The sequence below is a fragment of the Coleofasciculus sp. H7-2 genome (assembly GCF_042747725.1).
Taxonomy (GTDB): domain Bacteria; phylum Cyanobacteriota; class Cyanobacteriia; order Cyanobacteriales; family FACHB-T130; genus FACHB-T130.
The window spans coordinates 1-14,527 of record NZ_JBHZGO010000054.1; the positions used below are offsets into that span (position 1 = coordinate 1).

Here is a 14,527-nt window from a genome sequence, read left to right on the forward strand (position 1 = left end):
TCACTCGCAAGACGATTTGTTTTTCCAAGTCCATTTGGCTACATGATGTGGTGATTGGACTGTTCATCAATCGCTATGAGTTTGGCTTGTTAATTTAACTATCGAGCCACACGTCTAGAACATTACCGTAGCAGCAAAAAGTAGTCGCATTGCTGCAATTCTGTATCAATTTGAGAAAGTAGAGGCGGCTCTGAAAATCCTATTTTTTCGTAGGAATCTCCCTGGCGATCGCCTTTCTCGACATCCCTTGTAGGTGCCCCTACACTCGCCATAAAGGCTATGTATCCAGAAGCATTCAGGGTTTCGTAGAATTGAGTTGCCAGTCCCCTATCTGGCTCCTGTGCGCGGTGCGAGATAAAAATTCTCTTAAGTATCTCTGCCCCTTTTTGGGAAGGGTTCTGGTTCATGAGCGGTGGCATTTCTGCTGAGTCTGACTCCTGCTTCTGGGCGCGTTCTATTGCTCCTTTGAAATTCTTTTTGCTAACTCTTTCTCCCAAAACAGTCGAAAGCTTCTTCCATAATTTATAGCCAACATCTTTTTCTACGTATTGAGGATTTAAAGGATAAATGTCTTCATAGGTCTTTCCTTCCCAAGATCCTATAAACACTTCTCTTTCAAGATCGTTCAAGTGTTTTCCTGTTTGAAGAAAAATTAAATTATCTACCAATATTAATGCTTCGTTAATTTCCATATTTCCTTGAAAGTGCTGTTTCATGTATAGGAATTCTAAGTAATTCGTGAAATCCTCTTCTTTATCTTTCTCCCTTGTCCTATAGCGAAGAGAACGCATGGCTTCACTAACGCTAGTGCGTCTTTAGCGGTTCGTAAAAAAATAGATTACAAATCAAATAGATTGTTATATTTAACATTTAGTAAATTTTACTAGCTGATTCCAAATAGCAAGGTTCCTTTGGGGATATTGCTTGATTATATTTATATAGCACTCCCAGTTCCCGTCAATAAAAATCTTGACCGTTCTTTCTCTTAAAATAGGAACTGAGGGGGTCAAAGACTAATTTAAAATTGCACGTTGCGTATATTTAATAATTTTTTATGAATTCAACCAAACAGTAAGCCTAGGATTACTTCATATTATAAAAATGTAGCTGCCACAGCCCGTAAATGGCAATGAAGCGGACAAAACCCCGCTGAGCCAACGACTCCTTCTTCCCAAGCTCTACCAGGAAATCCCTATGGCTGAGGCTAAAGCGTCACGCTCTTTTTGGGCTGTCTTGGCTATTGAGGGAGGTAGCCGTTTAGCAAAAAAAGCGTCAGCCTCTCCCGCTTTCAATCTTCTTACACCAATTCACTTTACTAACGCTACACTGGCGATTTTCTCTTTGTCCCCCCTATTACTAGAGTAGCGGCGCTCCCATCGCATGAATTTGTCGGCTCTGTTGCAGGCAATTAGTGAAATGGTATTACACCATCTTGAGAAACCCTGGGAATGTGCAAGCAAAAACAATTTCTAGCAGATAACCGAGGAAAAAGTGGATATTTCCTGAACTTTCCTGGGGTTTCCTGAGCTAATCAGGTCTGATGTGTAACAGGGGTGAGGGAAACTGAAGACTCTAGCTTCTTCAGTTTTGCTACAGCCTGAAAAAACACTCAAAACTTCTGAGCTTTCCTGGTTGCGCTCTGCGGAAATGTAAGTAAAACTACTGATATAAGTAGCAAGTAGGCGTGTTTTAATTTAGGAAATGAATAAAAAATAAACATCTTAGAAGAGTGTGTTTAAACCAATAAGTATATCTCGCGAAATTTTAATCAATTTATAACAATTGATTTCCGGTAGTTGAATTTTCTAACTGCGCTCTCAATTTTATCAGGGGACTAGAGATGTTTAATCCCACAATGGTGATGATTGATACCTTCGTTGAACGCCTGCGGGCTGGCTACTGCCGCACTTACGGCGGTTTTAAACCAGACTACCCCGATATCATCGTTTGGGCTGGAAATATGGCTCTGGAAAATATCGCTAACAGCGACGCCCTTTATCACAACGTCGAACACACCATCTTTGTCACCTTAGTGGGACAGGCAATTCTGCGGGGCAAACATATCCGCTTTGGCGGAGTTTATTGCGAAGATTGGTTGCACTGCATCATTTCTTTGTTGTGCCATGATATCGGCTACGTGAAGGGAGTTTGCCTGCAAGACCGACCCGGTGAAAGAGTGTATGCCACAGGTATCGACAACTTGCTCATTTCGCTGCCGACCGGCTTAACCGATGCCAGCCTTACACCTTACCATGTAGATCGCGGAAAACTGTTTATTGAGGAGCGTTTTGGCGGTCACCAACTAATAGATACAGAAACGATCAAGAGCAATATCGAGTTAACTCGTTTTCCCGTGCCAGCAGATGAAGATCATCAAGATACTAATAACTTTCCCGGCTTAATTCGCGCCGCCGATTTAATTGGTCAACTTAGCGATCCGCGCTACTTGCAAAAAATTAGTGGATTGTTCTATGAATTTGAAGAAACGGGGATAAATAAAACCTTAGGCTACAAAACTCCCGGAGATTTGCGGAGAAACTACCCGAAGTTTTACTGGAATGTCGTTTATCCTTACATCCAGGATGGATTGCGCTACTTAGAGCTGACGCAAGAGGGAAAGCAGATATTGGCAAACCTCTACGCCAATATATTCGTGGTAGAACACGAATAGAGTTCATGCTCAAAGTTCATGTTCAAAGTTTAGCGTTGCTGACAATTGAAATTTTGTAGTAGCACCTACACGAGGTGCTACTACAAAATTGTCTTCATTTCTGAGCTACGCGGCTTGGGAAGAAAATGAGGATGCGATCGCATCCTCTCTCCTCTCCCGCGTGTATCTATCCCTCAACCCAACTGATTCTTGATATATTAATGACTGACACAGCGACCCTGTACTCATAAACTCAAACAAGTCTCCGAAAATAAGCATCTACGCAGCCTCAAAACAATTGCTTAGACCGACTACGCAGACACAAGTTTCTCCTCGCTAGGAGTCGCCAAGCGACCTCTGGCTAGCCACAACCATATTCGTGAAGTCTATTGCTTAAATCCTGTCGAAATACCGCCACAATGCTCAAAAAGCGTTTTCAACGGCATCCTTACTTGCAGGCTAGAGCCACCATCAGCCGAGAGAAGGTGATTTTTTGGGAATCCCTTAGCTTCTCAAGAAAACCCTTAAGGACTTCTACTGGTTAGCGAGAACGCGGCTGTTGTAAAGATAAGTAGCAATGCTCAGCCTGCGTCTTGTAACGAGAAATTAACACGTTTGAGTCGCCCAAAAGTATTCAACAAGGGTCGCAGTGCGTCAGAATCATCATTGATATGACAGAATTTTGAACCAGTTACTCAGGCTGCGACAAAAAGTAACCATCCTCGAAGGATAAAGCTATGCCAACTGCACAGGCAACCGCCGATACCGATAATCTCGATGCCAAACAGCTCCTGAGAACGCTCGTAGCTGTTAAAAAAGGTAACTTTTCTGTCCGTATGCCGATTGACCAGACTGGCATGGCTGGGAAAATTGCCGATACGCTCAACGACATCATTGAGATGAATGAGAGGATGGCGAATGAGCTAGAACGGATCAGCACGGTTGTTGGGAAAGAAGGCAAAATCGCCCAGCGGGCTTCGATTGGAACGGCAGGTGGTTCTTGGTCAGCTAGTGTAGATTCTGTCAATACCCTGATTACAGATTTAGTTCAACCCACCGCTGAAACCGCTCGCGTGATCCGGGCGGTTGCCAATGGTGACCTATCCCAGAGAATCGCGCCGGAGATTGAAGGTAGACCCTTGCAAGGGGAATTTCTCCAAACCGCACAGGTCGTCAACACGATGGTGGATCAGCTTTCCTCCTTTGCCTCGGAAGTAACGCGGGTTGCCCGTGAAGTGGGCACGGAAGGCAAGCTGGGCGTGCAAGCAGAAGTGAAGGGCGTTGCAGGCACCTGGAAGGATTTAACCGATAACGTCAACTTGATGGCAGGAAATTTGACCGCTCAAGTGCGGAACATCGCCGAAGTGACCACAGCGGTGGCAAATGGCGACCTTTCTAAGAAAATCACCGTCGATGTCAAGGGCGAAATTTTAGAGCTGAAAAACACCGTCAACGTCATGGTGGATCAGCTAAACTCGTTTGCCTCGGAAGTAACGCGGGTGGCGCGAGAAGTGGGTACGGAAGGTAAACTTGGCGGTCAGGCAGAAGTGAAGGGAGTAGCAGGAACCTGGAAGGATCTCACCGATTCGGTGAACTTGATGGCGGGGAACTTGACAGCACAGGTGCGGAACATTGCGGAAGTAACGACGGCGGTAGCAAATGGCGACCTTTCTAAGAAAATCACTGTCGATGTCAAAGGCGAAATTTTAGATTTGAAGGACACCATCAACGTGATGGTGGATCAGCTGAACTCGTTTGCCTCGGAAGTAACGCGAGTTGCCCGAGAAGTAGGTGCAGATGGGAAGTTGGGCGGTCAGGCAGAAGTCAAGGGAGTAGCAGGAACTTGGAAGGATCTGACCGATTCGGTGAACTTTATGGCGGGTTCTTTAACCTCCCAGGTGCGGAACATTGCGGAAGTGACGACGGCGGTGGCGAATGGCGACCTTTCCAAGAAAATTACCGTCGATGTGCGCGGGGAAATTTTAGAGCTAAAAAACACCGTCAACACGATGGTGGATCAGTTGAACTCCTTCGCCTCGGAAGTAACGCGGGTGGCGCGTGAGGTGGGTACGGAAGGCAAACTGGGCGTACAGGCAGAAGTCGGTGGAGTTGCCGGAACCTGGAAGGATTTGACCGATTCGGTGAACTTGATGGCGGGGAACTTGACAGCGCAGGTGCGGAACATCGCCGAAGTAACGACGGCGGTAGCAAATGGCGACCTTTCTAAAAAAATTACCGTCGATGTCAAAGGGGAAATTTTAGAGCTGAAAAACACCGTCAACATCATGGTGGATCAGCTTTCTTCCTTCGCCTCGGAAGTGACGCGGGTGGCGCGAGAGGTAGGCGCAGATGGAAAGCTGGGCGGTCAGGCGGAGGTGCGCGGCGTTGCCGGAACCTGGAAGGACTTGACCGATTCGGTGAACTTCATGGCGGGTTCTTTGACCGCGCAGGTGCGGAACATCGCGGAAGTAACGACGGCAGTTGCGAACGGCGACCTTTCTAAGAAAATTACTGTCGATGTTAAAGGGGAGATTTTAGAGCTAAAAAACACCGTCAACACGATGGTGGATCAGTTGAACTCCTTTGCCTCGGAAGTGACGCGGGTGGCGCGAGAGGTGGGAACCGAAGGAAAACTGGGCGTACAAGCAGAGGTGCGCGGCGTTGCCGGAACCTGGAAGGACTTGACCGACTCGGTGAACTCGATGGCGGGGAATCTGACGGCGCAGGTGCGGAACATCGCGGAAGTAACGACGGCGGTAGCAAATGGCGACTTGTCCAAGAAAATTACCGTCGATGTCAAAGGCGAAATTTTAGAGCTGAAAAACACGATTAATATCATGGTGGATCAGCTTTCGTCCTTCGCCTCAGAAGTAACGCGGGTGGCGCGAGAGGTGGGTTCGGAAGGGAAACTGGGCGTGCAAGCAGAAGTGCGAGGAGTTGCCGGAACCTGGAAGGACTTGACCGACTCGGTGAACTCGATGGCGGGGAACCTCACCGAACAAGTGCGAAACATTGCGGAAGTGGCAACTGCGATCGCTAATGGCGACTTGTCCAAGAAAATTACCGTCCAAGTTAAAGGCGAAATTTTAGAGCTGAAAAACACGATTAATATCATGGTGGATCAGCTTTCGTCCTTCGCCTCAGAAGTAACGCGGGTGGCGCGAGAGGTGGGTTCGGAAGGGAAACTGGGCGTGCAAGCAGATGTGCGAGGGGTTGCCGGAACCTGGAAGGATCTCACCGATTCGGTGAACTTTATGGCAGGAAGCTTAACGGCACAGGTGCGGAACATTGCCGCCGTGACGACGGCGGTGGCGAATGGCGACTTATCCAAGAAAATTACCGTCGATGTTAAAGGTGAAATTTTAGAGCTGAAAAACACCGTCAACACGATGGTGGATCAGCTCAACTCCTTTGCCTCGGAAGTGACGCGGGTGGCGCGAGAGGTAGGAACGGAAGGCAAACTGGGCGTACAGGCGGAGGTGAAGGGCGTTGCCGGAACCTGGAAGGACTTGACCGATTCGGTGAACTTCATGGCAGGAAGCTTGACCGCGCAGGTGCGGAACATCGCGGAAGTGACGACGGCGGTGGCAAATGGCGACTTATCCAAGAAAATTACCGTCGATGTCAAGGGCGAGATTTTAGAGCTAAAAAACACGATCAACACGATGGTGGATCAGCTCAACTCCTTTGCCTCGGAAGTGACGCGGGTGGCGAGAGAGGTGGGAACGGAAGGAAAACTGGGCGTGCAAGCTTATGTCCGAGGAGTTGCCGGAACCTGGAAAGATTTGACCGATAACGTCAACTTGATGGCGGGAAATCTGACAGCACAAGTGCGGAACATCGCTGAAGTCACGAAGGCGGTGGCAAATGGCGACCTTTCCAAGAAAATCACCGTCGATGTCAAAGGCGAGATTTTGGATCTCAAAGACACGATCAACGTGATGGTAGATCAGCTTTCGTCCTTCGCCTCGGAAGTGACGCGGGTGGCGCGAGAAGTGGGCACAGAAGGCAAATTGGGCGGTCAAGCGGAGGTGCGCGGCGTTGCCGGAACCTGGAAGGATTTGACCGACAACGTGAACTCAATGGCAGGGAACTTAACCGCGCAAGTGCGAGGCATTGCCAAAGTGGTGACGGCAGTTGCCAATGGCGACTTGAAGCGAAAACTGATGCTGGAGGCGAAGGGAGAAATTGAAACCTTAGCCGATACGATCAACGAGATGATCGATACGCTGGCAACGTTTGCCGATCAAGTCACCACCGTGGCGCGGGAGGTGGGAATTGAAGGAAAGTTGGGGGGACAGGCGAAGGTGCCTGGTGCTGCTGGCACTTGGAGGGCGCTGACAGATAACGTAAACGAACTGGCGGCGAATTTAACTACCCAGGTAAGAGCGATCGCAGAAGTAGCGATCGCAGTCACCAGAGGCGACCTCACCCGGTCGATTTCCGTCGCCGCACAAGGCGAAGTCGCCATCCTCAAAGACAACATCAACCAGATGATTGCCAATCTGCGGGAAACAACCCAGAAAAATACCGAGCAAGACTGGTTAAAAACCAACCTCGCCAAGTTTACCCGGATGCTACAGGGACAGCGAGATTTGGAGACTGTTTCTAAACTCATCTTGTCCGAACTTGCTCCCCTGGTATCCGCACAACACGGTGTCTTCTACCTGATGGAAAGCGGCGAACAACATCAGCCGTTCTTGAAGCTGCTGAGTACCTATGCCTACCGAGAGCGCAAGCATTTGGCGAACCATTTTCATTTGGGTGAAGGCTTGGTGGGACAATGCGCCCTGGAAAAAGAACGAATTCTGCTTACCGAGGTACCGGACAACTATATCAAGATCAGCTCTGGCTTAGGGGAATCCACCCCAATCAATGCCGTCGTCTTACCCGTTCTATTTGAGGGACAGGTAACGGCAGTGATTGAACTGGCGTCTTTCCGCCGATTTAGCGAGATTCACCTCACCTTCTTCGATCAACTCACCGAAAGCATTGCCATAGTTCTGAACACGATCGCCGCTTCGATGCGTACCGAAGAGTTGCTCAAACAGTCCACCGCACTAGCAGAAGAACTGCAAACCCAGCAAAAAGAACTCACAGAAACCAACAAGCGACTGGAACAACAAGCGAAATCACTCCAGGCATCCGAGGAACTGCTCAAGAATCAACAGGAACAGTTGCAGCAAACCAACGAAGAACTGGAAGAGCGATCGCGCCTACTCGCCATGCAAAACCGCGAAGTCGAGCGCAAAAATCGGGAAATCGAACAGGCAAGGCAGTCGGTAGAGGAAAAAGCCGAGCAACTGGCACTCACCTCCAAGTACAAGTCGGAATTCTTAGCGAATATGTCCCACGAACTGCGGACGCCGCTAAATAGCTTGTTAATTTTGGCAAGGTTACTTTCTGATAATCCAGATGGCAACCTGACACCGAAGCAAGTTGAATACACCCGCACCATTCATGCCGCAGGCACCGACTTGTTGGGGCTGATTAATGACATTCTGGATCTGGCAAAAATTGAATCTGGAACCATGTCAGTGGACGTTGACCAGATGTTATTTACAGATTTACGCAGCCAGATGGAACGCACTTTCCAGCAAGTGGCGCACGACAAAGGACTCACCTTTACCGTGGAATTCGACGAAAGACTGTCCAAGGGGATGTATACCGACTCGAAACGGTTACAACAAGTCCTGAAAAATCTGCTCTCGAATGCATTTAAATTTACAGAGCAGGGTACAGTCCGATTGCAAGGCGAGGTGGCGACAGGCGGCTGGAGTTCCGATCAGGGGATTTTAAATCGCGCCCAAACTGTTCTGGCTTTTGCCGTCAGCGATACAGGCATTGGGATTGCACCCGATAAGCAGAGAATTATTTTCGAGGCTTTTCAGCAGGCGGATGGGACGACGAGTCGCAAATACGGCGGTACGGGTTTGGGCTTGTCAATCAGTCGAGAAATTGCCCGACTGCTGGGCGGAGAAATTCGTCTGGTGAGCAGTTCGGGACAGGGAAGCACGTTCACCCTCTATTTGCCGCAGGCTTATCAAGATGGGGCAGCAGGAATGAGCAGTCCTGAGGTGCGAAGTATCCTTCCAGGAATGAGGAATCACGTCGCACCCAGTACCCCTCAGACCATTGATGTTCGACCGGCGACCCCACCGGCGAATCGAAACGACGGCGATCGCTCCTCCACTCCCGGAGAGGCCAGTGTAGCCGCTAGTCCCTACCCCCGCTCCGCACACATAGCTGAAATTAGCGATGACCGGGATGACATCCAAGCGGGCGATCGCGTGTTGCTAATTGTAGAAGACGATGTCAATTTTGCTCGGATCTTGTTGGATATGGCACGACAACAGGGCTTCAAAGCGCTGGTGGCGTTGCGAAGCGATACGGCTCTGGTAATGGTGCGAGAATATCAGCCGGATGCGATTACGCTAGATATTCGGTTGCCGGTGATGGATGGCTGGACGGTGCTAGACCGTTTGAAGCACGACCCAGGCACTCGTCACATCCCAGTCCATATCATCTCCGTCGAAGAAGTCCAGCAGCGCAGCTTGCAACAAGGAGCGATCGCTTATCTGCAAAAACCTGTCAGCGGCGAAGCTTTGGCGCAGGCGCTGTCTGACATTAAGGGGTTCGTCGAGCGCCCCGTCAAGAACTTGCTGGTCGTAGAAGATGATGAAACTCAACGCCACAGCATTGTCGAGCTTATCGGCAATAGCGACGTGCAGACGACGGCTGTAGGCACTGGGACAGAGGCACTCGAAGAGCTGAGAACCGGGCACTATGATTGCCTGGTACTAGATTTGGGACTGCCGGATATGACTGGATTTGAGTTGATGGAGCAAATTAAACAGGAGCCTAGCCTGAATACACTACCGATCATTGTTTATACCGGCAGGGAATTAAGCAAGCAACAAGAAACCGAACTCAAGCGCATTGCCGAAACGATTATCATCAAAGACGTGCGATCGCCAGAACGTCTCTTGGACGAAACCGCCTTGTTCCTCCACCGAGTGCAGGCAAATTTACCCCGCCCGAAACAACAAATTCTGGAACAATTGCATCAAACCGATCCGGTTCTGACTGGCAAGAAAGTCTTGATTGTTGATGACGATGTGCGGAACATCTTCGCCCTCACCAGTATGCTGGAACTCCATCAAATGGAAGTGTTGTATGCCGAAAATGGCAGAGATGGCATTGCTAAGTTGCAAGAGCGCCCCGACATTGATATTGTCCTGATGGATGTGATGATGCCGGAAATGGATGGCTACGAAACCATGCAAGCCATTCGCCAGCTCGATTCATTCGCAGCACTACCGATGATCGCTCTCACCGCCAAAGCCATGAAAGGCGATCGCGAAAAGTGTATCGAAGCCGGTGCGTCCGACTACATCACCAAACCTGTCGATACCGAGCAATTGCTCTCCCTGCTGCGCGTCTGGCTCTATCGATAAGGCAAAAGAAAAAAAGGCAAAGAAGACGGCAAAAGTTCTTTCTGTTTCTTTGTGTCTGTTTCTTTACCTTTTTACTTTTTACTTTTTACTTTATGAACACGCCCAAAAATAGCAGCGAACTTGAAGATATTGAAATTCAGTTGCTATTGGAGGGCGTGTATCGTTACTACGGGTTTGATTTCCGAAACTATGCTCCCGCTTCACTCAAGCGCCGCATCTGGAACGCGATTCGTGCGGAGCATTTAAGCAGTGTATCCGCGCTTCAGGAAAAAGTCCTCCACGATCCGAACTGTATGGAGCGGTTTTTGCTCGGTCTCTCCGTCAACGTGACCGCCATGTTCCGCGATCCCACCTTTTATTTAACATTTAGAAACAAAGTTGTTCCTTTATTGCGAACTTATCCATTTATTCGGATCTGGTGTGCAGGTTGTTCAACCGGCGAGGAAGTTTATTCAATCGCCATTTTGTTGCAAGAAGAAGAGCTTTATCACCGTTGCCGCATCTATGCAACTGATATGAATGAAATGGTATTAAGAAAAGCCAAAAGTGGCATTTTTCCCCTACATTTAATGCAGGAATATACTCAGCATTATCTCAAAGCAGGCGGGATTAAGTCTTTTTCAGAATATTACACGGCTGCTTATGACAGCGCTATTTTTCGCGCATCCCTCAAGGAAAACATTGTCTTCTCTCAACATAACTTGGCTATCGATGGTTCTTTTAATGAATTCAATGTCATCCTATGTCGCAACGTCTTAATCTATTTCAATCCATTTCTTCAGGAACGGGTTCACAATCTTTTGTACGATAGTCTCTGTAGATTTGGAATTTTAGGGTTAGGTCGTCAGGAATCCCTTAAAACCACTCTGTACGAAAAACACTATGAGGAGTTAGAAAATCATGAAAAGATTTACCGAAAATTGGGCTAATTAAAACTTCCATATTAAAAATGCCACATAAATGCCAGATTTTCCACATAAATGGCATAAAACGGAGGGAATGAGCTTTTTTGGCTCTTCCGTAGTTGGTATGCTAAATTTATAGTCAAGAAGCGCCACAAGCTATACTAGCCATGAATTTAAGCCAATTTAGCGTTTATTAAATAGAAAATACAGTCCAAAATCGTTATACCTTGCTAGGTAAGCCTTTCAAGTTTTGGAATCAACTTTTTAGCATACCAAGTAATGAAGAGCCGCTTTTTTAGATCAAGGGTAGTAGGTAATCGGAAATCCTGACAATAATTATTGCATCCTCACTACCCACCCGTTCCATTGAGTTTTGCCCATCTACTGATTCATTGGTGAGTATGGATGATTGATATTGTTGTTGTCGGCACATCATTAGGTGGGTTGCAAGCTTTAACCGTAATGCTCGCCGGTCTGCCAAATACTTTCCCAGCGGCTGTGGTTGTCGTACAACACCGTCACAAAGCCTCTGACAACACGCTGAGCTTTTTTCTCCAGCAGTACAGCACTTTGCCGGTGGGGGAGGCGGAAGATAAAGAAGAAATTCTGCCTCGGCGGGTATACCTGGCTCCCGCTGATTATCACTTACTGGTGGAACCCCGGCAGGCATGGGGACACCGCCAAGGTCGGTACGGAGGCATCGCTACATTGGCACTCTCAACCGAGGCTCCTGTATGCAATGCCCGACCGTCGATTGATGTGCTGTTTGAATCGGCGGCTGATGCTTATGCACAGAGAGTTATCGGGGTGATTTTAACCGGAGCGAGTCAGGATGGTGCGAAAGGCTTGGCAAAAATTAAAGCACGCGGCGGACGGGCTATAGTACAAGAGCCTGCAACAGCAGAAAGCCGGATCATGCCAGAAGCAGCGATCGCATCTGTAACGGTAGACTGGATTTTGCAGCTCCAAGACATTGCTCCTCTTTTAGTCAACCTTTGTCAATCTGCTGTGAGGTGAAAAAATTAAGATATGTGACACCAAAACCCCAGTAGTTCAACAGCAAAATCTGGAAACATCAAATCTTCATCTAAAAACCCTGGATTCTAGTTCCTAAAATTTGTAACTTTGGATAGTTGTATAAACAGCTAAACGGTGACACTCTCGAAAAAGCCGCTCAAACAAATCCCGACCTTCCAGAAAATGCAGCCCGAAGAAATAGTTAACGTCCTCCTAGTGGACGATCATCCAGAAAATTTACTGGCTTTGGAGGCGATACTGGGCAGCCTCGGTCAAAATTTGGTAAGAGCTACATCGGGCGAGCAAGCCTTGAGATGTCTGCTTGAGCGGGATTTTGCCGTGATTTTGCTTGATGTCCAGATGCCCGGTCTAGATGGATTTGAGACGGCAAAGCTGATTCGACAACGACAGCGATCGCGCCACACGCCAATTATTTTCCTGACCGCATTCAGCAGCAGCGACTCCCTTGTTTTCAAAGGTTATTCCCTGGGTGCAGTAGATTACCTGCTTAAACCTCTGGAGGCGGAAATATTAACCTCCAAAGTGGGGGTGTTTGTTGACTTGTTCAAGAAAACAGCAGAGGTGAAACGACAAGCGGCACAACTTACCGCTGTCAACTCAGAACTTAAGCAAAGTGAAAAGCGTTTTCGCTCGTTAAGTGCCTGCTCGCCTCTGGGCATTTTTATGACCGATATTGAAGGGCGCTGTACCTACGCTAACCCGCGCTGCCAAGCGATTTGTGGCTTGACACCTGATGTAGAGACGCAAAATTTAGCCTCGCTATATGAAGAAGGTTGGTTGCAGTCGGTGCATCCAGAAGACCGCGATCGCGTCTTTACACATTGGTCTACCTGCATGAGCGTAGGTCAGGAATGCTCCAACGAGTTTCGCTCCCAAACTCCGGAGGGCATCTTGCGTTGGGTTTACCTCCGCTCCTCCCCGATGCTGACCGATACAGGCGAACTCATCGGTCATGTCGGCACCCTAGAAGACATTACCGAGCGCAAAGCCGCAGAGGAAGCCCGCGCTCAGATGATCCGCGAGCAGGTGGCACGACAGGAAGCCGAGGCGGCGAACCGGATTAAAGATGAGTTCCTTGCAACCCTCTCTCACGAACTCCGCACCCCCCTCAACTCGATGCTGGGTTGGACTCAACTGCTCCGCAGTCGCAAGTATGATGAAAAGACGACAACCCGTGCCCTGGAAACGATTGAGCGCAACGCCAAGTTACAGGCGCAACTGATCGAGGATATTCTCGATGTCTCGCGGATTATTCGCGGGAAGCTGCGTTTAAATATCTGCCAAGTCAACCTCGTACCCGTGATTGAGGCGGCGCTGGATGCGGTTCGTCCGGCGGCTGAGGATAAAGGAATTCAATTGGAAAGCGTACTCGATCGCTCGGTGGAACTGGTGTCTGGCGATCCTAACCGCTTGCAGCAAATTGTTTGGAATCTACTCTCCAATGCGATCAAGTTCACTTCCTCAGGAGGAAAGGTGCAGGTGTGCCTTTTAAATAGTGGCGATCGCGCTCAAATTAGCATCAGTGACACTGGGGTAGGCATCAGCTCAGAGTTTCTCCCCTATATTTTCGATCGCTTCCGTCAAGCAGATAGCACCACCACTAGGCGCTATGGTGGATTGGGACTCGGTTTGGCAATTGTCCACAACTTAGTGGAACTGCAAGGCGGCACGATTGAGGCAGAAAGTGAGGGAGAAGGGAAAGGGGCAACGTTTATTGTGAAGCTGCCAGTGGCATCTGACCGACTCAAGACCTGCGCTTTGGAGCCGGTATCCTCAGGTGACGAAGTGGCGATCGCGTCTCCTCCCTCTCTGGCGAGGTTGCAGGTGCTGGTGGTGGATGACGATACCGATACCCGCGATTTTTTGACGGCGGCGCTAGAACAATACCACGCTCAAGTGACGGCTGTGGCATCGGCTCAGGAAGCGCTCCAAGCCCTGGAACAATTAAAACCAGATGTACTGGTGAGCGATATTGGAATGCCGAATGAGGACGGTTATGGCTTGATCCGCAAAGTTAGAGCTTTGGAAGCCCAGCGGGGAGAAACTAGGATTCCCGCGATCGCTCTGACTGCTTATGCCAGGGGTGAGGAGCGATCGCAGGCACTCGAAGCAGGTTTCCAGATCCACCTGCCTAAACCCGTTGAGGCAATCAAATTAATTGCCTCTGTGGCAAGCTTGGCGGGACTGAGTATAAATCTCGCGGACGTGTAGCGAACTGACTTTTTCTGCGCTTCGCTATTGCACACCCATCTTTCTTTCAATCCCCGATCGGGGTTTCTACACCAATTAGGTTCGGATATCGCAGTCCTAAATGATTCGTGAGGCGAGATCCTAGGGCAATTCTTACGAACAGGACTTACGCAAAGCTTATACATAGGGCTTGCTGAATAAGTCGGAAAAGATCACACTCTAGAGCTTGTCTGGCCGAAAAAAGGTGGTTAGGTGCAAGAAAAACAGCTAAAATAGCTCAAAACCCT

General features: G+C 48.8%; 7 protein-coding genes. 6 read left to right on the forward strand and 1 reads right to left on the reverse strand.

The window, feature by feature from the left end:
* Positions 1-14 precede the first annotated feature (14 nt).
* Entirely contained in the window at positions 15-98 is an 84-nt protein-coding gene (locus ACFW2W_RS12515; protein WP_378173273.1) for a hypothetical protein, read from the forward strand.
* 24 nt (positions 99-122) lie between these two features.
* Here the strand turns inward: ACFW2W_RS12515 and ACFW2W_RS12520 are convergent, their stop codons facing one another.
* Positions 123-716, reverse strand: coding sequence for a hypothetical protein (locus ACFW2W_RS12520; protein WP_378178130.1), 594 nt, complete (start codon positions 714-716; stop codon positions 123-125).
* A gap of 1,124 nt (positions 717-1,840) precedes the next feature.
* Between ACFW2W_RS12520 and ACFW2W_RS12525 the strand changes: the two genes are divergently transcribed.
* The 5 genes from ACFW2W_RS12525 (at position 1,841) to ACFW2W_RS12545 (ending at position 14,261) form a co-directional block, all read left to right on the forward strand.
* The gene (locus ACFW2W_RS12525) at positions 1,841-2,671 is read left to right on the forward strand and encodes an Npun_R2479 family HD domain-containing metalloprotein (protein ID WP_378178133.1); all 831 of its coding nucleotides are present in this window, start codon (positions 1,841-1,843) and stop codon (positions 2,669-2,671) included.
* Positions 2,672-3,387: 716 nt separating this feature from the next.
* Entirely contained in the window at positions 3,388-10,107 is a 6,720-nt protein-coding gene (locus ACFW2W_RS12530; RefSeq protein ID WP_378178136.1) for a HAMP domain-containing protein, read from the forward strand.
* Between the two features lie 92 nt (positions 10,108-10,199).
* A complete protein-coding gene (locus tag ACFW2W_RS12535) occupies positions 10,200-11,036 on the forward strand; it encodes a CheR family methyltransferase (protein WP_378178139.1) in 837 nt (278 codons plus the stop codon).
* 381 nt (positions 11,037-11,417) lie between these two features.
* Positions 11,418-12,029 carry a chemotaxis protein CheB gene (locus tag ACFW2W_RS12540; RefSeq protein WP_378178142.1) on the forward strand — a complete coding sequence of 204 codons (612 nt, stop codon included), beginning with the start codon at positions 11,418-11,420 and terminating at the stop codon, positions 12,027-12,029.
* A 183-nt stretch (positions 12,030-12,212) separates the two neighbouring features.
* On the forward strand, positions 12,213-14,261 hold the full coding sequence (locus ACFW2W_RS12545) for a response regulator (RefSeq protein ID WP_378178145.1): 2,049 nt from the start codon (positions 12,213-12,215) through the stop codon (positions 14,259-14,261).
* The last annotated feature ends 266 nt before the right edge of the window (positions 14,262-14,527 follow it).

Excerpts from the sequence above, each read along its gene's own strand:
- ACFW2W_RS12520 (WP_378178130.1), bottom strand. The coding sequence starts at position 716 with ATGAAACAGCACTTTCAAGGAAATATGGAAATTAACGAAGCATTAATA.
- ACFW2W_RS12525 (WP_378178133.1), top strand. The coding sequence starts at position 1,841 with ATGTTTAATCCCACAATGGTGATGATTGATACCTTCGTTGAACGCCTG.
- ACFW2W_RS12530 (WP_378178136.1), top strand. The coding sequence starts at position 3,388 with ATGCCAACTGCACAGGCAACCGCCGATACCGATAATCTCGATGCCAAA.
- ACFW2W_RS12535 (WP_378178139.1), top strand. The coding sequence starts at position 10,200 with ATGAACACGCCCAAAAATAGCAGCGAACTTGAAGATATTGAAATTCAG.
- ACFW2W_RS12540 (WP_378178142.1), top strand. The coding sequence starts at position 11,418 with ATGATTGATATTGTTGTTGTCGGCACATCATTAGGTGGGTTGCAAGCT.
- ACFW2W_RS12545 (WP_378178145.1), top strand. The coding sequence starts at position 12,213 with ATGCAGCCCGAAGAAATAGTTAACGTCCTCCTAGTGGACGATCATCCA.